The organism is Enterobacter sp. Lyrl_3 (assembly GCF_051948675.1).
In the GTDB taxonomy this organism is placed as follows: domain Bacteria; phylum Pseudomonadota; class Gammaproteobacteria; order Enterobacterales; family Enterobacteriaceae; genus Enterobacter; species Enterobacter cloacae.
In genome coordinates this window covers 24,803-50,962 of record NZ_JAYJLI010000016.1, presented here as the reverse complement: position 1 = coordinate 50,962, position 26,160 = coordinate 24,803, and the positions used below count along the sequence as shown (strand labels likewise).

Below are 26,160 nucleotides of genomic sequence, written 5' to 3'. Positions count from 1 at the left end.
GCAGAAAGACGTTTCATCAGTATGAACAGCGGTTTGGCACAATTAATCAGATCAAGCTCTTATAGGTTACTGAAAAATATTGCCTTATTACCATAAGGCCGCTAAGAGTTATTTCCGGATCGTCACAAAACAGACAATAAGGCGAAGGAAATGAAACCACAAACACGCACTCACTTTACACTCTCTTTACTGGCGGCCGGGATCCTGTGTGCCAGCACGGCATCCTTGGCGGCTAACGTGCCGGCAGGAACGCAGCTGGCCGATAAGCAGGAACTGGTCAGGAATAACGGAAGTGAACCCGCTTCGCTCGACCCGCATAAAGTCGAAAGCGACGTCGAATTCAATATTATCAGCGATTTATTCGACGGGCTGGTCAGTGTCTCCCCGGCGGGTGAAATCCAGCCACGGCTGGCGGAAAAATGGGAGAACAAGGACAACACCGTCTGGACGTTCCATCTGCGTCCGGGCATCACCTGGAGCGACGGTACCGCCATCACCGCGGAAGATATCGTCTGGAGCTGGCAGCGACTGGTTGACCCAAAAACCGCCTCACCTTATGCCAGCTATCCCGGAAGCATGCTTATTGTCAACGGTAATGAAATTGCCGAAGGCAAAAAAGCGCCCGATACGCTGGGCGTGAAAGCCATCAATGACACCACGCTGGAGGTCACGCTTTCTCAGCCTAATGCTGCTTTCCTGGCGATGCTGGCACACCCGTCTCTGGTGCCGATAGATAAAGTCCTGGTGGGGCGTTTCGGCGATAAGTGGACCAAGCCCGAGCACATCGTCAGCAGCGGTGCCTATAAGCTGTCCTCATGGGTAGTTAACGAACGCATTGTGGCGGAGCGTAACCCGCGCTACTGGGATAATGCCCATACTGTGATCAACAAGGTGACATATCTGCCTATCACCTCCGAGGCGGCTGATGTGAACCGCTATAAAGCGGGAGAAATCGATATTGTCTACACGGTGCCAGTCAACCAGTTTGCCCAGCTTAAGAAAACGCTGGGCAGCCAGCTGGATGTCTCTCCGCAGCTTGCCACCTACTATTACGAATTCAACACCGCCCGTCCGCCGTTCAACGATGCGCGCGTGCGTAAGGCGCTCAATATGGCGCTCGATAAAGACATCATCGCAGATAAAGTGATGGGGCAGGGACAGCGTCCGGCGTGGCTTATCAGCCAGCCGGACATTGGTGGCGTTAAGTTACAGAACCCGGATTACGCCAGCTGGCCGCGGGACAAACGAATTGCCGAGGCGAAAAAACTGCTCGAAGAGGCCGGGTATAACGCCAGCCATCCACTGAGTTTTAATCTGCTGTATAACACCTCTGAAACGCACCAGCGTATCGCGATTGCTGCCAGCTCAATGTGGAAGAAAAATCTCGGCGTCGAGGCGAAGCTGCAGAACCAGGAGTGGAAAACCATGCTCGATACCATGCACACCCATAACTTTGACGCGGTGCGCTACGCCTGGATTGCCGATTACGATGACGCCTCCACATTCCTGAATAACTTCCGTACCGGGGATAGCCAAAACACCACGCAGTACAGCAATCCTGAGTACGATCAAGCGCTGGTGAATGCGGCGAAGTCGAAAACGGCACAAGAGCGCGGTAAGTTTTATCAACAGGCAGAGGATTTGCTGGGGCGTGATGTGCCGGCGATCCCTGTCTATCACTACGTTCGTACGCACCTGGTGAAGCCGTGGGTGGGGGGATTCACGCCGGATAAGCTCGGGTACTACTATACGAAAGATATGTACATCAAAAAACACTAAGACAATCGCTGGAGATTGTGCTGGCAAAATGGCCAATATGTTGTCTATTCAACCGATTAAACGTAATTTGGCTATTTTTAAAGCGAACGAATGCGCGTGCTCTTTACAGCCTGCGGTGAGGTGTTTATAGTTCGCCTCACTTAGGAAGCGTGGCCGAGCGGTTGAAGGCACCGGTCTTGAAAACCGGCGATCCGAAAGGGTTCTAGAGTTCGAATCTCTACGCTTCCGCCAAATTCGAAAACCCTGCGATAGTAATATCGCAGGGTTTTTTGCTTTGGCTCTACACCTCCGCCATGCCGCCCATGTTGTAGCCGATCGTCATCCCGGCGTCTGCCCTGTAGACGCTCGCTTTGACGCACCAGGTTTGCTCTATATTTTCAGGGGTGAGCACTTCCGCAGGCGCGCCCGTGGCCGCGATACGCCCGGCCTTCAGCAGGATCAGCCGCTGGCAGTAGTTGGCCGCCAGATTGAGATCGTGCAGCGCCACCACCACCGTAAGAGGCAGTTGCGATATAAGCCGCATCAGCTCCAGCTGGTGCTGAATGTCCAGGTGGTTTGTCGGCTCATCAAGCAGCAACACCCGGGGCTGCTGTGCCAGCGCTCGTGCTATCTGGGTTCGCTGACGCTCCCCACCAGACAGTTGCTGCCACCGCCGCTGGCGTAATCCGCATAGCCGCATGAGGCTAATCGCCTCTTCCACCGCCATATCATCATCGCGAGTGCTTCTCTGAAACGCCTTCCGGTAAGGCGTACGTCCCAGCCGCACGATTTCCTCGACGGTCAGTTCTCCCTCAATGTCGGCATGTTGCGGGACGAAGGCTAACTGCCGCGCGCGCGTTTTTAACGGCATCACGCTAAGCGACGTGCCATTAAGCGCGACGCGTTCACTGTGGTGTGGAAACAGCCCGGCAAGACAGCGTAGCAGCGTTGATTTGCCCGAGCCGTTTGGCCCTAACAGGCCGACAATCTGCCCGGATGACAGGTCGAGATCGATATCCTCAAGCACCGTCTGTGCTTGTCGGGTCACACTTAACCCGGAGACGGAAATATTCATGGATGCTCCTTCCGGTTTTGATAAAGCAGCGCCACAAAGACAGGTGCGCCCACCAGTGCCGTCACCACGCCGATGGGAAGCACCTGGTGCACAATCAGCGTGCGTGACACGACATCGGCCAGGATCATAAAGTGCGCGCCGATAAGAAACGTCAGCGGGATCGTGCGGCGATGGCCCGGACCGCTGAGCATGCGCGTCACATGGGGAATGACCAGCCCCACAAATCCCACTGCGCCTATGGCACTGACCAGGGTTGCGGTGACGAACGCGCAGGTCAGCAACAGGATAATTCGTACAGCGGTCACCGGAATCCCGAGGGTGGTAGAGACCTCGTCTCCGAAGGTAAAGGTGTCCAGCGCCCGCGAAAAGAGGCATACCATCAGCAGGCCCGTCAACGTAACGACCAGCGCCAGCAGCGCGTCCGGCCAGCGCACACCGCTCAGGCTGCCCATTAACCAGAACATAACACTACGCGACTGCTCGGCATTGGCGGAGGTGCTGACGATATACGCAGTCATGGCGTTGAAGAGCTGTGTGCCCGCAATGCCTGCCAGCAAAATGCGTGACGGGCTTGCGCTCATGCCGTTTGTAATCAACATGATGAGCGCAAAAGCGGCGCAGGCGCCAACAAACGCACCGCTGCTCACGCCAATCACGCTCCCCCCGATACCGAGCAGCATCACGCAGACGGCCCCCAGCGAAGCGCCTGCGGAGATGCCCAGCAGATAGGGCTCCGCCAGGGGGTTACGCAGTATTGACTGGAGCACCAGCCCGCACAGCGCCAGGCCGCCGCCGCTGCATGCTGCCATTAATGCGCGGCTCATGCGGTACTGCCAGACGATGCCTTCCTCGGGTTGCGGCAGAACGTATGCAGTCAGCCCAAGACCATTGAGGATCGCTTTTCCGGTAACGGCATACGATACCGGCATATCGCCGATACTTGCGGCAAAGACCAGCATCAGCGGCAATGCCACGGCGCCTGACGCCATTAACCCCTGCTGGCGGCTGGGAGAAGATACATGACTCATTATTCGTCCTGGAATGAAGCCAGCCGATCGCTGATAAGCTCAACCGCGTCGACGTTACGCAAAGAAGGGTTTAACGACATTGCGGGCACCACAATAATCTGATTATTCCTGACCGCCGGAATGTTTCTTGTCACCGGATCGCGTCGTAAAAAGGCCTCTTTTACCGCGGCGTCATCGGCAGGGTAGAGCCTGCGTGACATCTGAGCGATGACGATAACGTCTGGCTGCATTTGGGCAATATGTTCCCAGGTGACAGCGGGCCATTCATCATGCGAGTCAATAACGTTCTTTAACCCCAGCGTGCGGCTTATCCAGCCAGGTGCGCCGTAATTCCCTGCCACCCAGGGATCGCCATTCAGGCGGCTGCTTGAAAACCAGAAGACAACCTTCAGGGGTTTTGCTGAGATGCGCGCCTGCGCTTTCTGAATCCGTTCTGTCAGGTCACGATTGAGCTGTTCGCCGCGCGTGGGAACATCAAAGATGGCGGCCAGGTCTGTGACTTCGTGTTTTATTTCTGCCAGTGAAAACGGCGTGCTCCGTGCTCCGTCAGCGTTTGAGGTTGCCGTCACCGTTTTGTCCGTGCAGTCGGCAGGAGAGATCCACGTCTTGATCCCCAGGGATGCAAACTGCTCGCGTGTTCCCACCTCGCCCTGCGGGCCAATATGCCAGTGATACTGAGCGAGGACGAGTTCCGGTTTTTGTCCCACCACGGCTTCAAAAGAGGGGGAGTTATCCGCAAGCCGGGGGAGTTTTTTTCCGGCATCAGCCAGCGAATCCGGGAGTTTGCCGAACCAGACTGAGGTTGCGGCGACAGATTTTTCCAGCCCCAGCGCGAGCAGCAATTCCGTTTCATGCTGACCCACGGTAACGACGCGCTGTGGCGCTTGCGTAAAGGTCTGCCTGACGCCGCAATTTTCAATCGTCAGCGGGTAAGTTGTTGCTGCAAACGTGGCTGGTGCCATGGCCAGCAGTACTGTCAGTAATAACCCTTTTTTCAGAAGCATAAAAATCAATCCCAAATTGTTATGTTATAACATAATGCATATTTTGTGATTGAGCGCAACACGCTGCCTGCCGGACATTTGCCGGTGCCTGTAATGAGAGGGAAACTTCACATCCAGATTAACGTCGCCGAAGTGAGTCATGACGCCAGAGGGCGGGGTGATGGTGAGCAAGTGTAACTTTATGCAATTTCACGCTTTACATCATGCTCAGAGATGTTTATAGTGCGCCTCACTTTGGAAGCGTGGCCGAGCGGTTGAAGGCACCGGTCTTGAAAACCGGCGACCCGAAAGGGTTCTAGAGTTCGAATCTCTACGCTTCCGCCAAATTCGAAAACCCTGCGATAGCACTATCGCAGGGTTTTTTCGTTTTACAGCCCAATCACCAGCTCAGCGGAATGACTTCTTGAGCAACACAGCGCCACATGCGGGTTGGGGGCGTTTTTCTCTGCTTCTGACTGTACGCTATCCCGGTGATCCGCCACGCCGTCAATCACCGGTGTCAGACACGCACCGCAGATCCCCATCTCGCAGGAGAGTGGAACGGCCACACCGTTTTCCTGCAGCACCTGGGCAATAGTTTTATCAGCGGGCACAGGCCAGCGCTCTCCGGTGGAGGCCAGTTTAACCGTGAAGATCTCGCCACTTTCAGCGCCGGTATCAGGCGCTGCGGGTTGAAACGCCTCGCTGTGGATCGTGGCGCCATCCCAGCCTTTCGCCGTCGCCACCTCACGTACTTTTTCCATAAACCCGGCCGGGCCACAGACCCAGGCGTGAAGACCCGCCGCGGCCATCGGGATATGCTCTGCCAGCAACGTGCGCGGGCTGGTGGTATGGATAACGCACTTACCATGCTCAAACTGCGCCAGCTCGCGGGCGAAAGCCGCGCTTTCAGCGTGTCTGACATAATAGTGCAGAGTGAACGGGGTTCCGGCTGCTTCCAGCTGCAGGGCCATGGCATACAGTGGCGTAATCCCGATCCCCGCAGCCAGCAGCAACACCCGTTCGGCCTCCTGCAGGGCAAACAGATTGCGCGGCGCGGAGATCAGCAGCGTCTGACCGGGACGCAGCGTCTCATGAATATAGCGCGACCCGCCGCGCGAGGCGGTTTCCCGGCCCACGCAGATCAGATAGCCTTCACTCCCGCATGGGCCGGTCAGGGAATACTGACGTATAACCCCGCAGGGCAGATGCACGTCGATATGCGCACCGGGCTGCCACTCTGGCAGCGCTTCACCGTTTTCCGGCACCAGCCTGACGGCGAGGCTTTTGTTCCCCTGCCGCCACAGCCCGTCGACGATAACGCTTAAAATATCACTCATGACAGCCCTCCATCAGACCAGGAAAAACGCGCCAAAACCCATCTTTTTCAGCCCCCGGCGATAGGCAATCGAGCTTTTATCCGCGGGAATATGGGCTTCAAGGGTCAGATCCAACGGCAAACTTTCCGGGCGCTGGGTCTCGACCATCAGGCGGTCTTCCTCAAAAATCCGCAGGTTAAAGGCATGCACCTCTTCCACCGGGATATGCAGATCAAAGTTGCGCGCAATCGGGGCAAACATGCGGGTGACGCGTGACGAGACCGGCGACGCGGCGTTCATGATCACCAGCCGGGATTCACCCGGAAAATGGATCGTCAGGGTGGCGGTAAAGGGCAGGTGCATTTCAAAATGGCGCAGCCACTGGAAGCCTTCCGGCGCCTGCACGTCAGCGCTGGCGGGATAATTGCTCACCGAACTCCAGTAGTCCGCTACAAAACCAAACGGTGTTTCCTGTGGCTGATAGGTCGGGACGAGCTGGTTATCCGGATCCGCAAAGGTGCTGGTGTGGATCCACGCAAAATGCGCCACATCCAGAAATCCTTCCACCTGGCGGCCAGCGAAGCCATTCACCTCAAACGCCGGACAGTTGATCTGCTGAAAGCCGTCGTCATCCCAGTGCGGCATGGTGGGCAGCGGCATCGGGTTATCCGGGTCAAACGCCAGACACGTCCAGATCAAGCCAAAGCGCTCCTCCACGGCGTAGTTAATCAGGTTCAGCTTCGCCGGTACCGGCTGGTCGGGGCTGGAGGGAATACGGTTGCAGCGGCCATCTTCCCCGAAGCGCAGGCCATGGTAGGGGCAGATAATCCCGTGCTCATCATGAAAGCCCAGCGTCAGCGGCACGCCGCGATGTGGACAAACGTCGCGGGCGACCACGACCTGGCCGTTCACGCGGTAGATAACCAGCGCTTCGTCCAGCAGTGTCGCCTTCACCGGCGCCGCGCCAATGTCGCAGGCGCGCGCAACCGGATGCCAGCACTTTGCCAGACGCAGCCAGTCCTCTGGCTCAAACGTGCAATGGGCGGGTGGTACAGGTGCTTTATTCATGTGTATTCCTCTTACGTTCAGCCTAATGGTCCGCCCTGAATGGTGTCGCACAGACCGTTGATAATGCGCTCCCCGGTCTCCTCTCTCAGCTCCTGATACCAGGCTCTGGTTAACGCCATATCTTTACCGTGCGTGACGTCACAGCGCTTGCGAGCCTTCAGCACCAGGTCGCGTACCCGGTCGCAGCGCAGGGCTTCGTACTGCCGCAGCGCCAGAGTAATGTTGTGGTTTTCGCGCAGACAATCACCCAGCACCACCGCATCCTCCAGCGCTGCGCAGCCGCCCTGGCCGATATCCGGCGTGGTGCTGTGCGCCGCATCGCCGAGCAGCGCCACGTGGCCGCGTACCAGGCTGTCGAACGGCTCAATGTCGTGGATTTCAATGCGGTTGGTGGTATCCGGATCCAGCGCGGCGATCAGCTTCTGCACCGGCGGCGCCCAGCCGCGGAAGTAACCCGTGAGATCGGCTCTGAGGGTTGTGCGATCTTCCGCCAGACCGAGGGGAAGCGGGACATCAAAAAAGAAATAGAAGCGGCCACCGGAGACGGGCATCAGCGACACACGCTTGCCTTCTCCCACGAACGTGGTCCACTGGTGGGCGGGGGCAATCTCTTCATCAATCTTCACCAGTCCGTTCCAGTTAACGTAACCGGCGTAGCGGCGCTCGGGGGTATACCCCAGCACGTACGGGCGCACCGCCGAATGGCTGCCATCGGCGGCAATCAGAAAATCGCCCGTCGCCGTGCTGCCGTCGGTAAATGTTACGCTGACGCCAGCATCATCTTCCCGGACGTGTTCGACGCGCTTGCCGAACTGCACCCGCTCGCGACCCCAGAAGTCCAGCATCTCGCGCTGTAGTTCAGCGCGCGAGACGGGGCAGGGGCGTCCCCCGGTGCGCTCCACCAGCGGGGCCAGGCTAAAGCGGGTCAACGTGTCGCCGCGCCGGTGATCCTTGTAGGCCATAAAGCGCATCGGCCCGCCGTATGTCTCAATAATGTCGCCCATGCCGAGGTGCTGCATGCATTTCACCCCGTTGGGCCAGATGGAGATGGCCGCGCCAACGGGTTTGATCTCTTTTACTGCTTCAAACACGGTACAGTCGATGCCCGCCTTTTCCAGCGCGACAGCGGCGCTCAGGCCACCAATGCCCGCACCAATGACGATTGCTTTCATGCTTCTCTCCTTTTGCCGGGTGTCATTAACATCAGCAATTTGCGTACCAGGCTGCAGAGTGGGGTAAAGGGCGTTGTGGGAGGGATGTTTGCACTGCTAAGGTGCGTTATCGCGGTGGGAATGCCTTTTTATGAATCAATAATTTCCGGTTTAGGGATCAGGAATCAACTGTTTCAGGCCTCAGGCAAGAGTGGCGTGTTTTGTGCAATGTTCAGGGACAATGATGACACGGGAGGAACCATGATAACGCTGGACGATTTTAATCACCGGGGTCACGAAGAGGTGCTTACGCTATTACACCCTTGCGTGGCCATTCCCGGCTGGGCCGAGGCGCTGGTCGCCGGGCGGCCTTATCCGAGCCGGGATGCTCTGTTTGATGCGGCCCAGGCGCTGACGAAAAGCTGGGATGAACACGCGCTCACGCGGGCCCTGAGCGCGCATCCGCGCATCGGTGAGAAGCCCATGGGCACGCAGGCGGAGGCGGCGCTGTCGCGTCGGGAGCAGGGAGCGGTGAATCATGATGATGCGCAGCTTGCTGAGGCGTTACGGGCAGGCAATGCCCGCTACGAAAGCCGTTTCGGGCGCGTCTTTCTGATCCGCGCCAAAGGCCGCAGCGGGGAGGAGATCCTCCAGGCCCTGAACGCGCGGCTGGAAAACAGCGATGCGCAGGAGGTGCAGGCCGCACTGGATCAGCTGCGGGAAATTACCTTATTACGACTGGAAGGAGTCATTGGCGCATGAGCACACTCAGTACACATATTCTGGATATCTCGACGGGCAAACCCGCGCAGGGGGTGACGGTACGTCTTGAACAGGACGCGGAGATCATCGCAACTGGCGTGACCAACGCGCAGGGCCGCATCACCGAATTTGTTCCCGTCCTGCCTGCGGGCCGCTATCGGCTGGTGGCCGAGACTGGCGCCTGGTTTAGCGAAACGGGGCGCGACACGCTCTATCCCTGCGCTCAGATTGATTTTCTAATCGGCGAAACGGCAGATGAGCACTTCCATCTGCCGTTTGTGATTGCCCCTGGTGGCTGGTCAACCTACCGCGGCAGCTGACCACACTGGCTCGCCGTTGACCCAGGTTTGGCTGATATTACGCTCGTCGCCCAGGGTCATCAGCACAAACAGCTGCTCGTAGATTTCCTTGCAGCGCCCGCTACGCAGGCGCTGCAGCGGGGTGACGGCCGGGTCGATCACGATAAAATCGGCCTCTTTGCCTGGTGCGAAGTTGCCAATTTTGTCATCCAGACGCAGGGCATGCGCGCCACCCAGCGTGGCATGATAAAAGGCCTCGCTGGCGCGCAGGCGATAGCTCTGCAACTGACCCACCTTGTAAGCTTCCCCCAGCGTGCGCAGCATGCTGAAGGTGGTACCCGCGCCGACGTCGGTGCCGATACCCATTCGCACCTTGTGCTGCCAGCAGGCGGGTAACCGAAACAGCCCACTGCCAAGAAACAGATTGGAAGTAGGGCAAAACGCCACCGCCGATCCGGTGTCGTGCAGGCACTGCCACTCGCTGTGGTGCAGATGGATCCCGTGAGCAAACATGCTGCGCTCGCCGGTGAGGCCGTAGTGGTGATAGACATCCAGATAACGTTCATGCTCCGGCCACAGGTCATTAACCCAGGCCACTTCGTTCGGGTTTTCGCTCAGATGGGTTTGCAGCCAGGTGTCCGGAAACTCCTCTCTGAGTAAACGCACCGCTGCCAGCAGTTCCGGTGATGAGGTGGGCGCAAAGCGTGGCGTAATGGCATACCCCAGCCGTCCATGGTGGTGCCAGCGCTGGATTAGATCCCGCGTCTGCTGGTAGCTCTGTTGTGCCGTTTCGGTCAGGTAGTCCGGGGTGTGCCGGTCCATCATCACCTTCCCGGCGATAAGGCGCATGTTCAGGCGCGATGCTTCGGTAAACAGCGCATCCACCGATTGCGGATGCAGTGTGCAAAACACCAGTGCGGTGGTAGTGCCGTGGCTCACCAGCTGATTTATGAAAAATTCTGCGATCTCTTTTGCGTAGCTCTCGTCGGCAAACTGGCTCTCCACCGGAAACGTATAGGTGGTCAGCCACTCCAGCAGCTGCTCGCCGAAGGCGCCGATCATCTCGGTCTGCGGGTAATGAACGTGGGTATCGATAAAGCCGGGCAGCAGCAGTTTGCCGCGCAGGTCGGTGTAACCCTTGTGCGGGTCAAGATATTGCTCTCCCTCCTGCCAGGCCATGAGCGCCACGATTTTCCCGTGGTAAATAAACAGCAGGCCGTCCTCCTGGTAGCGCGCATGGTCGGCAATCAGGTCTGCGCTGTCGCAGACCCGGGCGATATCGAAAAATGCACCGCGTATCGCAGTCTGGTAATCCATCACGGCTCCTGTCTGATTGTTTGCGTGGCCTCGTGTGCCGTGAAGTGAGCGGCGGACGCCCCTTCGCGCTCTTCACGCGCCAGCCAGCGGTAGGTTACCCCGCCAAGGAATACGCCAATGAACCAGCTAAAGTTTGCCACCTCATGCAGCGCCGGGATGAAGCTTATCACCAGCCCGACGGCAACCGAGGGGATCAGCGCGCCGATGGCTTTCGGGTTAAAGCCGTTGCGGTACCAGTATTTCCCTTCTGGCGTGTCATCGAACAGGTCGTCCACGGATACCTTGCCACGCTTAATCAGGTAGAAATCGGCAATCAGGATACCGAACAGCGGACCGATAAACGCCCCCAGCACATCCAGGGTGTAATGAATAAGCTCCGGGGAGTTAAACAGGTTCCACGGGGTTAACAGGATCGAGCCGACGGCGGCAATCATTCCCCCGGTGCGGAAGCTGATTTTCTGCGGGGAACAGTTAGAGAAATCAAATGCCGGGGAGACGAAGTTGGCCACGATGTTAATCCCGATGGTGGCGGTGATCATGGTCAACAGACCAATCGCCACCGCCAGATCGTTGCCCACGCGGCTGACGGTTTCAATCGGGTCGGTGATCATGCGGCCAAACAGCGACTGGGTACCGGAGACAATCACCACAGTCACGATGGAGAACAGCAGGAAGTTAAACGGCAGGCCCCAGCGGTTGCCGCGGCGGATTTCCCCCATGCTTTTGCCGTAGCGGGAGAAATCACCAAAGTTGAGCAACGGGCCTGAGAAGTAGGAAACCACCAGCGCCGTGGCGGTGATCATCTGCCAGGTCTGCTCGCCCGCGCTCAGGGATTTGCTGGCGAGGGTAAAGGAGATCCCGTCGAATCCGGTCTTGTATACAATCCATCCTGCCAGCGCCAGCATCACCACATAGACCGCCGGGCCGGCGATGTCGATAAAGCGCTTGATGGCATTCATGCCGTGCCAGAAGACCATTGCCTGCAATACCCACATAATGGCAAAGCAGACCCAGCCCAGGTGCGACAGCCCGAGGAACGCGCCGGTGGTGAGCGACGAGAGCGACGGCCAGAACTTCAGCGCCACCAGCATCAGGGCGTTAGCGGCCAGATAGGTCTGAATGCCGTACCAGGCAAAGGCGATAAGCCCGCGGATCACCGCCGGAATGTTTGCCCCGAACACGCCAAAGGCCTGACGGCTGATCACCGCATACGGCACGCCCGCCATCTGGCTCGGTTTCGCCACCAGGTTGGCACACAGCTGCACAATGCAAATTCCCACCAGCAGGCAGAGCAACACCTGCCAGCTTGCCAGCCCGAGCGTAAAGAAGCTCGCGGCGACCACGTATCCCCCCATGCTGTGGACGTCGGACATCCAGAAAGAAAAGATGTTGTACCAGCTCCAGTTCTGGTCACGCGTCGGTGCCAGATCCTCATTGCAAAGCCGTGGGCTGTATACCGCACCGGAATCAGCGGCCGTACCGTGTTGCGTATTTTGTCTGTTTGGCATGAAACCTGCTCCTGTGAATGAAAACCCGTTGAGTGGGAGTGCAGACGGTGTTGCAGGATCCAGGCCAAAATAATAAATCTTGTATGCAATATTTTATTTTTATGTATACGATTCGATAGCGAAAAGTAAAAAGTGGAGTGGTTAATGAACAACGTGAACAGTCTGCACGCCGCGCCAGACCTGCAAGACAAAGACGAATCCATCTTTCAGGCGCTGATGACCGCGATTGTCGAACATCAACTGCTGCCGGGAAGCAAATTGCCGGAAGAGGCGCTGGCGGAGGTTTTTGGCGTGAGTCGTACGGGCATCCGTAAGGTGCTGCAGCGACTCGCCGCTGTGCAAATGGTCACCTTAACGCCCAAACGTGGTGCACACGTTGCCAGCCCGACGGTCGAAGAGGCCCGGCAGATCTTTCGCACCCGCGCGCTACTGGAGGTCGCCAATCTACCGGACGTGCTGGCGCACTGTCAGCCGCCGCATCTGGCCGCGCTGGCGTCAATCATCCGTCAGGAGCAGCAGGCGCATGAGGCTTACGACGGCCCGGCGGCGATCCGCCACTCCGCAAATTTCCATATTCAACTGCAGGCCATCTCCGGCAATCAGGTCCTGACGGAGATGGTGACCCGCCTGAGCCAGCGCTCCTCGTTGGTGATTGCCACCTGGGGCGCGCCGTGGCGTCAGGGGTGTCGCTGCAATGATCACGAACAGCTTGTGGAGCTGCTGCGTCAGAAAGCGCTGCAACCCCTGAGTGATGCCTTAATGCACCATTTCGAACATATCGTCGCCAGCCTCTGTTTCGAACGGGCAGGTGAATGCCTGCCCGATTTTGCCCGGCTGTTCGCCAGCCACAAGGAGTCGTAATGTCGTCTGTCCGTATACAAGTCATTAATCCCAATACCAGCCTCGCGATGACGGAAACCATCGGCGCGGCCGCCCGCGCGGTGGCTGCACCGGGCACGGAGATCCTCGCGGTCTGCCCCAGTGCGGGTGTGCCCTCAATCGAAGGTCATTTTGATGAAGCCATTGCCGCCGTGGGTGTCCTTGAGCAAGTCAAAAAAGGCAGAGAGCAGGGGGTGGAAGGGCACGTGATTGCCTGCTTTGGCGACCCGGGGCTGCTGGCCGCGCGCGAGCTGGCGCAAGGGCCGGTTGTCGGCATTGCCGAAGCCGCGATGCACATGGCCACGCTGGTGGCGACGCGCTTTTCCATCGTCACCACGCTGCCGCGCACGCTGATTATCGCGCGTCATCTGCTGCAGCAGTATGGCTTTCAGGATCATTGCGCGGCCCTGCACGCGATTGATCTCCCGGTGCTGGCGCTGGAAGACGGCAGCGGCCTGGCGCAGGAGAAGGTGCGCGCGCGCTGTATACAGGCCCTGAAAGAGGATGGCTGCGGCGCCATCGTGCTGGGCTGTGGCGGGATGGCAACGCTCGCCCAGGAGCTGACGCGCGAGCTGCGCGTGCCGGTGATCGACGGCGTCAGTGCGGCGGTGAAGATGGTGGAATCGCTGGTGGCGCTGGGGCTGTCAACCAGCAAGCACGGGGATCTGGCCTTCCCGGAGAACAAACCGTTAAGCGGACATTTTCAGGCATTGAATCCATTTTAATTTTTGGGGGGGTAGCAATGGGGCTTTTTGAAGAGGGTTATCCGCGGGATCTGCGTGGCTACGCAGGCAACCCGCCGCATGCGCAGTGGCCGAATCAGGCACGCATCGCCGTGCAGTTTGTGCTCAATTATGAAGAGGGGGCAGAAAACCACGTCCTGCATGGCGATGCCGGGTCAGAACAGTTTCTCTCGGACATCATTGGAGCGGCCAGCTATCCCGACAAACACATGTCCATGGACTCCCTGTACGAATACGGCAGCCGCGCCGGGTTCTGGCGAATTCATCATGAATTTCAGAAACGCGGCCTGCCGCTGACGGTCTTTGGCGTGGCGATGGCGCTGGCGCGTCACCCGGAGATTGTCGCGGCGATTAAGGCGGCGGATTACGACGTGGTCAGCCACGGCTGGCGCTGGATCCACTATCAGAACATGGATATCAACCAGGAGCGGGAACATCTGCACAAAGCGGTGCACGTGCTGACCGATCTGTTTGGCAAGCCGCCTACGGGCTGGTACACCGGGCGCGACAGCCCCAACACGCGCCAGCTGGTGGTCGAGCACGGCGGTTTTGACTACGACAGCGACTACTATGGCGACGACTTGCCCTTCTGGACGGAAGTGGCCTGCAGCGATGGCAGCCGTAAACCGCACCTGATCGTGCCCTACACGCTGGACGCGAACGACATGCGCTTCGCCACCGCCCAGGGGTTTAATACCGCCGAGCAGTTTTATACTTATCTGAAAGACAGCTTTGACGTGCTGTATGAAGAGGGTGAAAGCGCACCGAAGATGATGTCCATCGGCATGCACTGCCGCCTGCTGGGGCGTCCGGGCCGTTTTCGCGCGCTGCAGCGGTTCCTGGATTATGTGCAGCAGCATGAGCGGGTCTGGGTTTGTACCCGCCAGCAGATTGCTGACCACTGGCGGGACGTGCATCCGTTTCAGAAATAGCGGTGTCGTATTGTGCCGGGTGTCGGCTGCGCCTTACCCGGCCTACAGCACCCGCAGGGTATACGGGACATTGCAGGCCCGGTAAGCGCAGCGCCACCAGGCAGGTTTTTCAGCGTCACGACATCACACTCACCTGCGCCGCAACAATGCGCCACCCGTAAGCAAACCGCACCCACGTCTGCTGCTGGCGGCCAATGCGTTCTGTGCCCTCGCGGGTAAATTCGGTGCTGCACACCGCGTAATCTTCTCCGAAGGTGGTGATCACGGTATTGCGCAACGTCCGCTGCAGCCCGGCGGAGGGGCGCGCCGCCCGAAAGGCGCGGATTTCATCAATGCCGTAAAGGTTTTCCCCCGCGCCCAGTCGCACCGTGTTTTTGTCGTGCCAGAACAACTCATCCAGCACCGCAATGTTGTTGCTCACCAGCGCATCTTCATAGCGATAAAACGCGGCCGTCACCTCTGCAACCACCCACGGGAGGTTAATGTCATCGTGATTCATCATGCTGCAAACTCCGCCGGGCGGGCATCGGTGATTCCACTCTCCTCCAGCACGCGCGCCACGCGCAGGCAGGCTTGTTCATTAAACGGCGCTGCGATGAGCTGCAGACCAATCGGTGTCCCCTGGGCGGTGCGTAGCGGAACGGTGGTGACGGGCAAACCCAGAAATGAGATCGGCTGCGTCAGCATCCCCATGCTGGCGCGCACCGGCAGTGGCTCGCCGTTAATCTCCATGGTCTGCTCGCCAATCGTCGTGGCGCTGCGCGGCGTTGCCGGGGCGATCAGCACGTCGGCCTGCTCAAACAGCGCTTTACAGGCCTGTCGGGCGTGGGCGCGAAAACGCTGGGCCTGAATATACCAGGCGGAAGGGATCATTGCCCCAGCCAGCAGGCGTTCGCGGGAGTGTGGTTCAAAACGCTCCGGTTCACGGCGAAGTGACGGCAGGTACTGGTTCCCCCCTTCGGAGGCGCTGATGATAAACGCGGCAGAGCGGGACAGCGCGGCTTCAGGGAACTGCAGCTCCTCCTGGACGTCAAGAGCACGTGCCGCGCGCGCGACGGCTTCCCGGGCGTCGTCGTTACACCACGTGCTGAAATAGCCCCCGAGGACGGCACAGCGCAAACCATCCAGACCGCGATCGAGCAAAGGCCGGGTCTGCTCGCGGGAGGACTCTGCCTGAAAAGGGTCGCTGGTGTCTCGTCCCTGTAGCGCATCGTACACGGACGCCAGATCGCACACCCGGCGGGCAAACGGCCCGATATGATCGAGACTGGCGACAAACGGGTGGCTGCCGGAGCGTGACAGGCGGCCAAAGGTTGGTTTTAAGCCGTAAATTCCGCACAGGGACGCCGGGACGCGAATCGACCCGTTGGTGTCGGTACCCAGTGAAAAATGGACCAGCCCGGCGGCGACGGCGGCGGCAGAGCCACCGGAGGAGCCGCCTGCAATGCGCGTCAGATCGTGCGGATTACGCGTGGCGCCGTAGTGGCTGTTTTCCGTGGTAAAGCCGTAGGCATAGGCATCCATATTGACCATCCCGGACAACAGTCCTCCCGCGCTGCGTAGCTGGCGAACCGCAAAGCTGTCTGCGCTGGCAGCGGAACGCTTGCTGAACAGCTCGGCTCCGGCGAGGGTGGTGTGCCCGGCCACATCAAACAGGTTTTTTACCGCGTAAGGCACGCCCGCCAGCGGCGGCAGGGGGCGCTTTTCCCGGCGCAGGGTGTCGATATTTTCTGCCTCGGCCAGCATCCGCGCTTCGGTAACCGCCGTCCAGGCGTTGATCTGCGGGTTGATGCGCGCAATATCTTCCAGCGTCTGACGGGCGATTTCGCGGGCACTTAACTCGCCTGCACTCAGCGCCTGCTGGATCGCGCTGATACTCATCTCGTGTAGCCTCATGCTTTGTATACTCCTGCGATCTCCAGACGGTCATCAAGCGGCAGCGCCATCAGCGGGGCGGCCATGGCGGCAATGCGGCTAAACTGCTGCTGAAGCTCCGCGCGGCGGGCGTCATCCAGCTCAATGCCCAGCACGGCCTCCATCTGCGCCAGGTAGGCATGCCAGTCAGGTTGTTGTGTTGTCATGGTTTTCTCCTCAGTATCCGGCGGCGCCGCCGTTGCTGCGCGGGTCGAACGCGCCTTCAAACAGCCCGTTCGGGTGGCGGACAATCGCGCCCGCGTGGCCCATGGCTTCGCTAAAGTCCGGGAAGATCTCCACCTCGTGACCCAGCGTCTGCAGGCGTGCGATCGTTTCAGGGGAAAACCGGCCTTCCACTTTTAAGGTGTCTGAGCTTTGTCCCCAGGTGCGCCCCAGCAGCCAGCGCGCACGGGAGATGCTCTCCTGCAGCGGCAGACCCTGCACCACATAGCGGGTAAAGAGCGTGGCCTGAGTTTGCGGCTGGCCGTCACCGCCCATGGAGCCGTAGACCATCACCCGTCCGTCGTTCAGACGCGCCGCGGCCGGGTTCAGGGTATGGAACGGCTGTTTGCCCGGCGCGAGAGCCAGAAGATGTGCGGGATCGAGGCTGAACGACGCCCCCCGGTTCTGCCAGACGATACCCGTATCCGGGAGCACTACGCCGCTGCCGAACTCGTGATAAATGCTCTGGATAAACGACACGGCCAGGCCGCTGTTATCCATCACCCCCATCCACACCGTATCGCCAGGGCCTTTGCCGGTGCCCCACGGCGCGGCATGGTTATCGTCAACCCGGTCGGCGAGCGCCTGAAGCGCCGCAGGATCCAGCAGGCTCTGGATATCGGTTTTCAGCTCGCGCGGGTCGGTGATGTGGGCATCGCGCAGGCCAAAGGCCAGTTTGGTGGCTTCCACAATGCGGTGCACCGTCCCGGCGTCGTCGGCATCGGCCATCGCCAGACGGTCGGTGATGCCGAGGATCGCCAGCGAGACCAGCCCCTGCGTCGGTGGGGCGAGGTTCCAGACCTCACCCTGCTGATGCGCTAATTTCAGCGGCGTGGTGCGCCGGGCGACATGCGCGTTCAAATCCGCCAGCGTAATGGGCAGGCCGAGCGTCTCCATCCCACGGGCCAGACGCGCCGCCAGCGGACCGCGATAAAAACTCTCCAGACCCTCTTCGGCAAGTTGCGTCAGCGTGGAGGCCAGCGCCGGTTGATAAAACCGGCTGCCGACCTCCGGTGGTTTGCCGTCTACCAGCCAGGTTTCTGCGAAGCCGGGCAGGTCTTTCAGTTCGTCGAATTTACTGGCGGTGGCAGTGGCCTGCGAGGCCGTGACCGGCGTGCCATTGCGGGCATAGTCAATGGCATCTGCCAGCAGGCGCGTCAGCGGCAGGGCGTTGCCCGTCAGCGCGTGTGAGACCTTAAGCGCCTCCGCCCAGCCACTGACGGTACCCGCCACGGTCAGTGCCGCACGGGGGCCGCGGTGGGGGATGTGCGCCAGATCGCCATAGGCGGCAAGCGTCGCCAGCGATCCCGCCGCGCCGCTGGCATCGATGGCAATCGGTTCGCCGCCGGGGGGCACGATAAGCCAGAAGCCATCGCCGCCCAGGCCATTCATATGGGGATAGACCACGGCAATGGTGGCCGCTGCCGCGACCATCGCTTCAATCGCGCTACCGCCATCGCGCAGCACAGACAGCGCGCTCTGGCTGGCAAGATGATGGGGGGCAACCGCCATTCCGTGTACGGAGACATTACTTTGCATGAACAGTCCTCATAACCCTGAAAAGTCACAAGGCGCTGCAAAAGCTGTTCCAGGTATGAAAGAAAAGTTTCATGTCATCCCGGCTGATAAGCTGGCATGCTTAATGAATAGAGAGCAAGAGATGAAACAAACGTTACAGAGGCGTTATGGAACAGCTTGATGAACGACTGAAAGCACAATACGCGTCACTGTCGCCGCAGGAGCAGCGGGTGGCGGATTTTATTTTCGATCACTTCGACGACCTGATCAGCTACAACAGCGCCGAGCTGGCACAGCTGAGTGGGGTGTCGAAAGCCACGGTGAGCCGCCTGTTTAAGCGTCTGGGCTATGAGAAGTATAAAGACATGCGCGATGAGTTGCGTACCCTGCGCCAGAGCGGTATGCCGCTGACTGACAACCGCGACGCGGTGCAGGGCAATACGCTGCTGGCGCGTCACTATAAGCAGGAGATGGCTAATCTGACTCAGTGGGTGAATGCCCTGGATGCCCGGCAGTTTGCCGACGCGATGGCGTGCATGGTTAAGGCGAGGCGCATTGTCATTATCGGGATGCGTAACGCCTATCCGGCGGCGCTGCATCTGCGTCAGCAGCTGTTGCAGGCACGCGGGCAGGTGCTGGTGTTGCCGCAGCCCGGGCAGAGCCTGAGCGAAGAGCTGGTGGATCTCACCCCTGACGATTTGGTGGTGATGATGGCCTTTCGTCGCCGCCCGCGCATTATCCGCCCGCTGCTGCTGCAGCTTCAGGCCGGGGGTATCCCGGTGCTGCTGATGTGCGAGCCGCAGGCGCACAGCCTGTTTCCGCTGGCGAGCTGGCAGCTCTGTGCTCCGCTGGACAGCGTCTCAGCCTATGACAGCTACGCCTCGGTCAATAGCCTGATCAACCTGCTGGCAAACGCCTTTCTGCATGAAATCCTCGATAAAGGTCGTCCGCGCATTCATGAGATCGCCACCCTGTATCAGCACCTGGACGAGCTCGAACAACGATAATGGGGCATCGGTGTGGTGCTTTGCATTGAAATGGTGCAGTGAGGCGGGGCGAAAAAGAGACAGCTTTTTCGCCCCGCCTTTGTTTTATCAGGCTTTACAATAAAATCCCGCGTTTCGCTTTATCTGGCACATTAGTTGCAAAATCCAATTCAAAGAATCTTTTGTTTCATTTTAACGTTACGGGGAAGCACCATGAAAAAATTGTTGATTGCACTGGCCGGGGCCGTCTGTCTGCTCACTAACCTGTCGGCAAAGGCGGACCAGCTTCAGGATATCGAGAAACGCGGCACCATTCGCATTGCCGTGCCGCAGGATTTCCCGCCGTTTGGCTCGGTCGGAACCGATCTGCAGCCGCAGGGCTATGACATCGATATGGCGCGTTATCTGGCCAAACAGATGAAGGTCAAGCTGCAACTGGTCCCGGTGACCAGCGCCAACCGCGTGCCGTATCTGCAAACCGACAAAGTTGACCTTGTCATTTCAAGCCTCGGTAAGAATGCGGAACGTGAAAAGGTGATCGATTTCAGCCGCGCCTATGCGCCGTTCTTCCTCGGGGTGTTTGGCCCGAAAGGCGCAGAGCTGAAAGATGCCGCCGCCCTGAGCGGTAAAACCATCGGCGTGACGCGTGGCGCGGTCGAGGACATGGTGCTGACCAGCCTGGCGCCGAAAGACGCAGACGTAAAACGCTATGAGGACAACAACACCACGCTGTCGGCGTATCTGTCCGGACAGGTACAGTATGTGGCCACCGGCAACCTCGTGGTGGCAGCCATCTCGCGCCAGAACGCGGAGAAAGCTCCGGTGCCGAGCTTTATGCTGAAAGATTCACCGTGCTTTATCGGGCTGAAGAAAAATGAACCAGCGCTGAAGGCGAAAGTGGATGCGCTGATTGAACAGGGTATTAAAGACGGCACCCTGAACGGCTTCTCTGAGCAGTGGCTCAAGGCGCCGCTGCCGGCAAGCCTTGGCGTGTAAGGCAATGACAGAGCAACTCCATTTCTCTGAGCTCTGGCCGCACTGGCCGGCGCTGCTGGCCGGGCTGTGGGTCACCATCCAGTTGACGGTGATGGCGACCCTGGGCGGTCTGACGATTGGTATTTTCGGGGCGGCTATTCGCAGCGGGCGGGCGACGTGGTTTAGCCGGATCTGGGGCGGTTACGTGGAGATTATCCGTAACACGCCGTTTGTGGTGCAGCTGTTTTTTATCGTCTTTGGCCTGCCCAATATGGGGCTGAAGATGACGGCGGGTGAGGCGGCACTGCTGGCGATGGTGATCAATCTGGGCGCGTACAGCACGGAGATTGTCCGGGCGGGCATTCAGGTGACACCCAAAGGGCAGTGGGAGGCCGGACGCGTGCTGGGGCTGACCCGCACCCAGACCTTCATTCGCGTGGTGTTACCGCCTGCGCTACAGCGTATTTATCCGGCGCTGGTGAGCCAGTGCATTATCGTGATGCTCGGCTCGTCGGTGGTGTCGCAGGTCTCGTATGAAGAGCTGACCTTTGCCGCCAACCTGATCCAGTCCAGAACGTTTCTGAGCTTTGAGGTTTATCTGGTGACAACCGGGATTTACTTAGCGCTGTCGATTACCCTGCGTCAGCTGATGATGGCGGCAGGACGCAAATGGCTGGGGGTGCAGGCATGATGACCACCTTTACCGACTGGGACATTATTCGCAACCTGCTGCTGGCCGGGCGCTGGACGATACTGCTGTCGCTGGTGGCGTTTGTCGGCGGCGCGGTGGTGACCCTGCCGCTGCTGCTGCTGCGTCTCACTGGCGGACGACTGATCATGCGCCTGATCCGCGGCTATATCGAACTGTTTCAGGGTACACCGCTGCTGATGCAGCTATTTCTGGCGTTCTTCGGCGTGGCGCTGTTCGGCATTGATGTCTCGCCATGGACCGCCGCATCGCTGGCCCTCACGTTCTACACCAGCGCGTTTTTGCTTGATATCTGGTTTGGCAGCATTCGCGCGCTGCCCAAAGGGCAGTGGGAAGCGTCGCGCTGTCTGGGGCTGACCTTTGGCCAGACGCTTTATCGGGTGGTCGCGCCGCAGGCGTTGCGGATTGCGATTGCGCCGACGGTCGGTTTTGCCGTCCAGGTGATTAAGGGCACGGCGCTGGCGTCAATCATCGGCTTTATCGAGCTGACCAAAGCCGGGACGATGCTCACCAATGTCACTTATCAACCGTTTAAGGTCTTTGCGCTGGTGGCGCTGGGCTACTTCATTCTGTGTTATCCGCTGTCGCGTTACAGCCGTTATCTGGAGACTAAATTCAATGCCTCTCATCACCATTAATCAGGTGCAGAAGTACTACGGCGATAACCATGTCCTGAAGGGGGTCGATCTCGATATCGACATGGGCCAGGTGATTTCGATTATCGGGCGCAGCGGATCCGGCAAAAGCACCCTGCTGCGCTGCATCAACGGTCTGGAAGGGTATCAGGACGGCAGCATCAAGCTTGGCGGCATGACCATCACCGACCGGGATTCCCAGGCGCGTGAAATCAGCCGCTCGGTCGGGATGGTGTTCCAGAACTTCAACCTGTTCCCGCACATGACGGCGCTGGAAAACGTAATGCTCGCCCCGCGTCGGGTGCTGAAGAAAAGTGCCGCCGAATGCCGGGCGCTGGCGCAGCAGATGCTGGAGAAAGTCGGCCTCGGCGATCGTCTGGATTACTACCCGTCGAGTCTCTCCGGCGGCCAGCAGCAGCGCGTGGCAATTGCCCGTGCGCTGGCGATGTCGCCAAAAGTCTTACTGTGTGACGAGATCACCTCCGCGCTCGACCCGGAACTGGTGGGCGAAGTGCTTAAGGTGCTGGAGCAGCTGGCAGCAGAAGGGATGACCCTTATTCTCGTGACCCATGAAATGAATTTTGCCCGCGAAGTGGGCGACCGCGTGGTGTTTATGCACCAGGGGAAAGTCTGGGAGCAGGGCGACAGCAAAACGCTTTTCGCTAACCCGCAGACAACCGAACTGAAGCAGTTCATCTCCTCCGTGCGCGGCCTCAACTGATAAGGACTTAACAATGGATATCGCTCAATTTCCGCAACTTAATCCGCCGCAGCGTCTGCTGATGGGGCCGGGGCCGATCAACGCCGATCCGCGCGTGCTGCGCGCCATGTCGAGCCAGCTGATTGGTCAGTACGACCCGGCGATGACCCACTACATGAACGAAGTAATGGCGCTCTATCGCGGGGTGTTCCGCACCGAAAACCGCTGGACGATGCTGGTGGACGGCACCTCGCGCGCGGGCATTGAGGCGATTCTGGTGTCGGCCATTCGCCCGGGCGATAAAGTGCTGGTGCCGGTGTTTGGCCGCTTCGGCCATCTGCTGTGCGAAATCGCCCGCCGCTGCCGGGCGGAAGTGCATACCATCGAGGTGCCGTGGGGCGAGGTGTTTACCCCGGATCAGGTGGAGGATGCCATCAAACGTATTCGTCCCCGTCTGCTGCTGACCGTGCAGGGGGATACCTCCACCACCATGCTGCAGCCGCTGGCCGAGCTCGGCGCGATTTGCCGCCGTTATGACGTGCTGTTTTACACCGACGCCACCGCGTCGCTGGGGGGGAACGCGCTGGAAACCGATGCCTGGGGGCTGGATGCCGTCTCCGCTGGCATGCAGAAATGTCTCGGCGGCCCGTCCGGCACGTCACCGATCACCCTGAGCCCACGCATGGAAGAGGCGATCCGCCGCCGCAAATGCGTCGAGGAGGGGATCCGCACCGACGCCCATCGCGACGGCGACGAGGAGATGATCTACTCCAACTATTTCGATCTCGGCATGGTGATGGATTACTGGGGGCCGGAGCGGCTGAACCATCACACTGAAGCCACCACCGCGCTGTTTGGAGCCCGCGAATGCGCGCGGCTGATCCTCCAGGAAGGGCTGGACAACGGCATCGCCCGGCACAAGCTGCACGGCGATGCGCTGCTGAAAGGCATTCAGGCGATGGGGCTGGAGACCTTTGGCGATCTGAAGCACAAGATGAACAACGTGCTGGGCGTGGTGATCCCGCAGGGCGTTAACGGCGATCAGGTGCGTAAGCTGATGCTGGAAGATTTCGGTATCGAAATTGGCACCTCGTTTGGCCCGCTGCACGGCAAGGTATGGCGCATTGGCACCATGGGTTATAACGCCCGTAAAGACTGCGTAATGACCACCCTGAGCGCGCTGGAGTCGGTGCTGAACTACCTGAAATTTACCACCCCCCAGGGGGCGGCGATGCAGGCCGCGTGGGATCATTATCGCCGCGAGACGTCACAATGAGCCCGGCGGCAGAGCGGGCAATGGCCCGTGCCGATGCGCTGGCCGCCATCAGCGAAACCCCGGACGGCCTGACGCGGGTTTATCTTTCCACGCAGCATCTGCAGGCCAACCAGCTGGTCGGGCAGTGGATGAGCCAGGCGGGCATGACCGTCTGGCAGGACAGCGTCGGGAATATTTGCGGGCGCTATGAGGCGCAGCTGGAGGGCGCACCGGCGATACTGCTTGGCTCGCATCTGGATACCGTGCGCAATGCCGGGCGCTACGACGGCATGCTCGGCGTGCTCACCGCCATTGAGGTGGTGGACAGCCTGCATCAGCAGGGCGTGCGCCTGGCGCAGGCCATCGAGATTGTTGGCTTCTGCGACGAAGAGGGGACCCGCTTCGGCATCACGCTGTTAGGCAGTCGCGGTCTGACGGGCACCTGGCCGGAGAATTGGCTTGATACCTGTGATGCCAGTGGCATAAGCGTGGCGCAGGCGATGGTGCAGGCGGGGCTGGATCCCGCACGGGTAGCGCTTGCCGCGCGGCATCAGAACGATTTCAGCGCCTGTCTGGAGCTGCATATTGAACAGGGGCCGTGCCTGGAGCAGGAGGGGCTGGCACTGGGGGTGGTAGAAGCCATTAACGGCGCGCGGCGTCTGAACTGTCTCTTTACCGGCGAAGCCGGGCATGCCGGTACCGTGCCGATGGCTCACCGTAAAGATGCCCTGGCCGCAGCTGCCGAATGGATGGTGCAGGTTGAAAACACCACCCGACAGCGCGGCGGCAATCTGGTTGCCACGGTGGGGGCGTTACGCTGCCTGCCCGGCGCGGTCAATGTGATTCCCGGCGAGGTGGCGCTATCGCTGGATATTCGCGGCCCGCAGGATGCCCCGCTGGACGCATTGCTCACTGCACTGCTCATTCAGGCGGAAGAGATCGCAGCCCGGCGTGGGCTCCGTTTCAACGCCGAGGAGTTTTACCGGATCGCCGCCACGCCCTGCGATGCCAGACTGCAATCGCTGTTAGGGGAGGCCGTGACATCGGTTCAGGGCCGTACGCTATCGCTGCCGAGCGGTGCCGGGCACGACACCATTGCGCTGGCAGAACGCTGGCCGGTGGGGATGTTGTTTGTGCGCTGCAAGGGGGGCATCAGCCACCATCCGGCGGAGTCGGTGATGGCTGAGGATGTTGCGCTGGCGATTGAGGCGTTTGGGCGGGCGGTGAGAGCGCTGGCTGACGGTGGCGCGCGTTAAGCCACCGAACGCACCGCATCTTCGATATCAGCGCTAACCCGTACATCATGGTCGTCAAAAACCATGCAGTGATGGTCGTCAAACGCCACGTCTATCTTCTGCCAGGGCGCGAACTTCACGTCGCCCGGCAGCAAGATCTTTACGTTGTCATGGCCATAGCATTGCCCAAACAGGTAAGTATTGTTTCCCAGTCGCTCCACCACTTCACAGTTAAATTCCAGCCGCGTGCCGCGGTGAAGGTCGGTGGTTAAATGTTCCGGGCGGATGCCCAGCGTGACCTGACTTCCCGGCTGCAGCGGTGTGGTGGTTATCGCGAGCGTGAGCGACTTCTGTTGCGATAGCCTGACGGTAAGCTTACCTGGCTGCCAGGCTTCAACGGTCGCCGGCAGAAAGTTCATCTTCGGAGAACCGATAAACCCGGCGACAAACTTATTTGCCGGTTTGTAATAGAGATCCATCGGGGCGCCCATCTGCTCAACCTTGCCATAGTTCATGACCACGATCTTGTCGGCCAGGGTCATCGCTTCGATCTGGTCGTGCGTGACATACACCATGGTGGTTTTCAGCTCCTGATGCAGGCGGGCAAGGTGCAGACGCATCTCGACGCGAAGTTCGGCGTCCAGGTTAGAGAGCGGTTCATCAAACATAAAGACGCGCGGGTTACGCACGATGGCGCGGCCTATTGCCACGCGCTGGCGCTGCCCGCCCGAAAGCTGTTTAGGTTTGCGGTCCAGCAGGTGGGAGAGCTGCAGCGTTTTTGCCACCATCTCCACCTGGTGACGGATCTGTTCTTTTGGGACCTTATTCACTTTCAGCCCGTAGCCCATGTTTTCGGCGACCGTCATGTGCGGATAGAGCGCGTAGGACTGAAACACCATGGCCACGCCGCGGTGGGAAGGCGCGACGTCATTCATGACCTCATTACCGATTAAGACTTCACCTTCGCTAATCTCCTCCAGACCGGCAATCATGCGCAGCATGGTCGATTTACCGCAGCCGGAAGGGCCAACAAAGACGGCGAATTCCCCGTCTTCAATTTCAAGATTCACGTTGTGCAAGGTGACGGTGTCGCCAAAGCGCTTGGTGACATTCCTTAACTGTATGTTTGACATCAGTGTTCCCCGAGTAAACCGCTATCTATGTTTTACGTATAACAATCAGGTTCAAC

Annotated in this window: 26 protein-coding genes, 2 tRNA genes and 1 pseudogene; 16 read left to right on the top strand and 13 right to left on the bottom strand. The window is 59.4% G+C overall.

Features of this window, described 5'->3' with window-relative positions; all coding sequences use genetic code 11:
* The first annotated feature begins 150 nt into the window (after positions 1–150).
* Both VF709_RS20730 and VF709_RS20725 read left to right on the top strand, forming a co-directional pair.
* Positions 151–1,779, top strand: a complete 1,629-nt coding sequence (locus tag VF709_RS20730; protein ID WP_149896606.1) for an ABC transporter substrate-binding protein — start codon at positions 151–153, stop codon at positions 1,777–1,779.
* 143 nt (positions 1,780–1,922) lie between these two features.
* Positions 1,923–2,010, top strand: a tRNA-Ser gene (locus VF709_RS20725).
* A gap of 49 nt (positions 2,011–2,059) precedes the next feature.
* On the opposite strand, the gene VF709_RS20720 is transcribed toward VF709_RS20725, so the two are convergent.
* Genes VF709_RS20720 through VF709_RS20710 form a run of 3 tightly spaced genes read right to left on the bottom strand, consistent with a single transcriptional unit; the run spans position 2,060 to position 4,865 of the window.
* Complete coding sequence (locus VF709_RS20720) at positions 2,060–2,833, bottom strand: ABC transporter ATP-binding protein (RefSeq protein WP_058678397.1); 774 nt, start codon at positions 2,831–2,833, stop codon at positions 2,060–2,062.
* Positions 2,830–3,861 (bottom strand): FecCD family ABC transporter permease, encoded by a 1,032-nt coding sequence (locus VF709_RS20715; protein WP_149896608.1) that lies wholly within the window; start codon positions 3,859–3,861, stop codon positions 2,830–2,832. Before VF709_RS20715 ends, VF709_RS20720 begins: the two co-directional genes overlap by 4 nt.
* Positions 3,861–4,865, bottom strand: coding sequence for an ABC transporter substrate-binding protein (locus VF709_RS20710; RefSeq protein WP_057072077.1), 1,005 nt, complete (start codon positions 4,863–4,865; stop codon positions 3,861–3,863). The genes VF709_RS20715 and VF709_RS20710 overlap by 1 nt, the downstream gene beginning before the upstream one ends.
* A 236-nt stretch (positions 4,866–5,101) precedes the next feature.
* On the opposite strand from VF709_RS20710, the gene VF709_RS20705 reads away from it, so the two are divergent.
* Positions 5,102–5,189: transfer RNA gene (locus VF709_RS20705), tRNA-Ser, on the top strand.
* Positions 5,190–5,233: 44 nt separating this feature from the next.
* Here the strand turns inward: VF709_RS20705 and VF709_RS20700 are convergent.
* The 3 genes from VF709_RS20700 to hpxO are packed head-to-tail and all read right to left on the bottom strand — an operon-like array spanning position 5,234 to position 8,403.
* Positions 5,234–6,184 carry a PDR/VanB family oxidoreductase gene (locus VF709_RS20700; RefSeq protein ID WP_149896609.1) on the bottom strand — a complete coding sequence of 317 codons (951 nt, stop codon included), beginning with the start codon at positions 6,182–6,184 and terminating at the stop codon, positions 5,234–5,236.
* 12 nt (positions 6,185–6,196) lie between these two features.
* The gene (hpxD, locus tag VF709_RS20695) at positions 6,197–7,231 is read right to left on the bottom strand and encodes a molybdenum cofactor-independent xanthine hydroxylase subunit HpxD (protein WP_038985564.1); all 1,035 of its coding nucleotides are present in this window, start codon (positions 7,229–7,231) and stop codon (positions 6,197–6,199) included.
* Positions 7,232–7,248: 17 nt separating this feature from the next.
* Entirely contained in the window at positions 7,249–8,403 is a 1,155-nt protein-coding gene (gene hpxO / locus VF709_RS20690) for an FAD-dependent urate hydroxylase HpxO (RefSeq protein WP_020689677.1), read from the bottom strand.
* A gap of 240 nt (positions 8,404–8,643) precedes the next feature.
* On the opposite strand from hpxO, the gene uraD reads away from it, so the two are divergent.
* Positions 8,644–9,144 carry a 2-oxo-4-hydroxy-4-carboxy-5-ureidoimidazoline decarboxylase gene (uraD, locus tag VF709_RS20685; RefSeq protein WP_047351976.1) on the top strand — a complete coding sequence of 167 codons (501 nt, stop codon included), beginning with the start codon at positions 8,644–8,646 and terminating at the stop codon, positions 9,142–9,144.
* Complete coding sequence (gene uraH / locus VF709_RS20680; RefSeq protein ID WP_013097234.1) at positions 9,141–9,464, top strand: hydroxyisourate hydrolase; 324 nt, start codon at positions 9,141–9,143, stop codon at positions 9,462–9,464. Before uraD ends, uraH begins: the two co-directional genes overlap by 4 nt.
* Here the strand turns inward: uraH and guaD are convergent.
* Together guaD and VF709_RS20670 are read right to left on the bottom strand one after the other, a co-directional pair.
* The gene (gene guaD, locus VF709_RS20675; protein ID WP_187170971.1) at positions 9,444–10,760 is read right to left on the bottom strand and encodes a guanine deaminase; all 1,317 of its coding nucleotides are present in this window, start codon (positions 10,758–10,760) and stop codon (positions 9,444–9,446) included. The two genes, uraH and guaD, sit on opposite strands and share 21 nt — an antisense overlap.
* On the bottom strand, positions 10,760–12,268 hold the full coding sequence (locus VF709_RS20670) for an NCS1 family nucleobase:cation symporter-1 (protein WP_045902780.1): 1,509 nt from the start codon (positions 12,266–12,268) through the stop codon (positions 10,760–10,762). Before VF709_RS20670 ends, guaD begins: the two co-directional genes overlap by 1 nt.
* Before the next feature lie 144 nt (positions 12,269–12,412).
* On the opposite strand from VF709_RS20670, the gene VF709_RS20665 reads away from it, so the two are divergent.
* From VF709_RS20665 to puuE, 3 genes and pseudogenes are all read left to right on the top strand, one after another.
* Entirely contained in the window at positions 12,413–13,129 is a 717-nt protein-coding gene (locus VF709_RS20665; protein ID WP_013097231.1) for a GntR family transcriptional regulator, read from the top strand.
* Positions 13,129–14,005, top strand: a pseudogene (gene hpxA / locus VF709_RS20660) (allantoin racemase). Before VF709_RS20665 ends, hpxA begins: the two are co-directional and overlap by 1 nt.
* The gene (puuE, locus tag VF709_RS20655) at positions 13,923–14,822 is read left to right on the top strand and encodes an allantoinase PuuE (protein WP_227160187.1); all 900 of its coding nucleotides are present in this window, start codon (positions 13,923–13,925) and stop codon (positions 14,820–14,822) included. Before hpxA ends, puuE begins: the two are co-directional and overlap by 83 nt.
* Positions 14,823–14,937: 115 nt before the next feature.
* On the opposite strand, the gene hpxZ is transcribed toward puuE, so the two are convergent.
* Genes hpxZ through hpxW form a run of 4 tightly spaced genes read right to left on the bottom strand, consistent with a single transcriptional unit; the run spans position 14,938 to position 18,497 of the window.
* On the bottom strand, positions 14,938–15,324 hold the full coding sequence (gene hpxZ / locus VF709_RS20650) for an oxalurate catabolism protein HpxZ (RefSeq protein ID WP_149896611.1): 387 nt from the start codon (positions 15,322–15,324) through the stop codon (positions 14,938–14,940).
* On the bottom strand, positions 15,321–16,718 hold the full coding sequence (locus tag VF709_RS20645; protein WP_149896612.1) for an AtzE family amidohydrolase: 1,398 nt from the start codon (positions 16,716–16,718) through the stop codon (positions 15,321–15,323). Before VF709_RS20645 ends, hpxZ begins: the two co-directional genes overlap by 4 nt.
* The gene (hpxX, locus tag VF709_RS20640) at positions 16,715–16,903 is read right to left on the bottom strand and encodes an oxalurate catabolism protein HpxX (RefSeq protein ID WP_023620993.1); all 189 of its coding nucleotides are present in this window, start codon (positions 16,901–16,903) and stop codon (positions 16,715–16,717) included. Before hpxX ends, VF709_RS20645 begins: the two co-directional genes overlap by 4 nt.
* 10 nt (positions 16,904–16,913) lie before the next feature.
* The gene (hpxW, locus tag VF709_RS20635) at positions 16,914–18,497 is read right to left on the bottom strand and encodes an oxamate amidohydrolase (protein ID WP_149896613.1); all 1,584 of its coding nucleotides are present in this window, start codon (positions 18,495–18,497) and stop codon (positions 16,914–16,916) included.
* Here hpxW and VF709_RS20630 point away from each other — a divergent pair.
* From VF709_RS20630 to hpxK, 8 genes are all read left to right on the top strand, one after another.
* Positions 18,496–18,657 (top strand): hypothetical protein, encoded by a 162-nt coding sequence (locus VF709_RS20630; RefSeq protein WP_187170972.1) that lies wholly within the window; start codon positions 18,496–18,498, stop codon positions 18,655–18,657. The two genes, hpxW and VF709_RS20630, sit on opposite strands and share 2 nt — an antisense overlap.
* Entirely contained in the window at positions 18,644–19,483 is an 840-nt protein-coding gene (gene hpxU / locus VF709_RS20625) for a MurR/RpiR family transcriptional regulator HpxU (RefSeq protein ID WP_440232238.1), read from the top strand. The genes VF709_RS20630 and hpxU overlap by 14 nt, the downstream gene beginning before the upstream one ends.
* A 192-nt stretch (positions 19,484–19,675) precedes the next feature.
* Complete coding sequence (locus VF709_RS20620; RefSeq protein ID WP_020689666.1) at positions 19,676–20,458, top strand: transporter substrate-binding domain-containing protein; 783 nt, start codon at positions 19,676–19,678, stop codon at positions 20,456–20,458.
* 4 nt (positions 20,459–20,462) lie between these two features.
* Complete coding sequence (locus tag VF709_RS20615; protein ID WP_040021584.1) at positions 20,463–21,128, top strand: amino acid ABC transporter permease; 666 nt, start codon at positions 20,463–20,465, stop codon at positions 21,126–21,128.
* Positions 21,128–21,784 carry an amino acid ABC transporter permease gene (locus VF709_RS20610; RefSeq protein ID WP_038985602.1) on the top strand — a complete coding sequence of 219 codons (657 nt, stop codon included), beginning with the start codon at positions 21,128–21,130 and terminating at the stop codon, positions 21,782–21,784. Before VF709_RS20615 ends, VF709_RS20610 begins: the two co-directional genes overlap by 1 nt.
* On the top strand, positions 21,765–22,502 hold the full coding sequence (locus tag VF709_RS20605) for an amino acid ABC transporter ATP-binding protein (RefSeq protein ID WP_013097221.1): 738 nt from the start codon (positions 21,765–21,767) through the stop codon (positions 22,500–22,502). Before VF709_RS20610 ends, VF709_RS20605 begins: the two co-directional genes overlap by 20 nt.
* A gap of 13 nt (positions 22,503–22,515) precedes the next feature.
* Positions 22,516–23,757 carry a pyridoxal-phosphate-dependent aminotransferase family protein gene (locus tag VF709_RS20600; RefSeq protein WP_038419062.1) on the top strand — a complete coding sequence of 414 codons (1,242 nt, stop codon included), beginning with the start codon at positions 22,516–22,518 and terminating at the stop codon, positions 23,755–23,757.
* Positions 23,754–24,992: an allantoate amidohydrolase gene (hpxK, locus tag VF709_RS20595; protein WP_149896615.1), complete on the top strand. Its 1,239-nt coding sequence runs from the start codon at positions 23,754–23,756 to the stop codon at positions 24,990–24,992. The genes VF709_RS20600 and hpxK overlap by 4 nt, the downstream gene beginning before the upstream one ends.
* Here the strand turns inward: hpxK and VF709_RS20590 are convergent.
* On the bottom strand, positions 24,989–26,104 hold the full coding sequence (locus VF709_RS20590) for an ABC transporter ATP-binding protein (protein WP_149896616.1): 1,116 nt from the start codon (positions 26,102–26,104) through the stop codon (positions 24,989–24,991). The genes hpxK and VF709_RS20590 overlap by 4 nt on opposite strands.
* Positions 26,105–26,160: the final 56 nt, after the last annotated feature.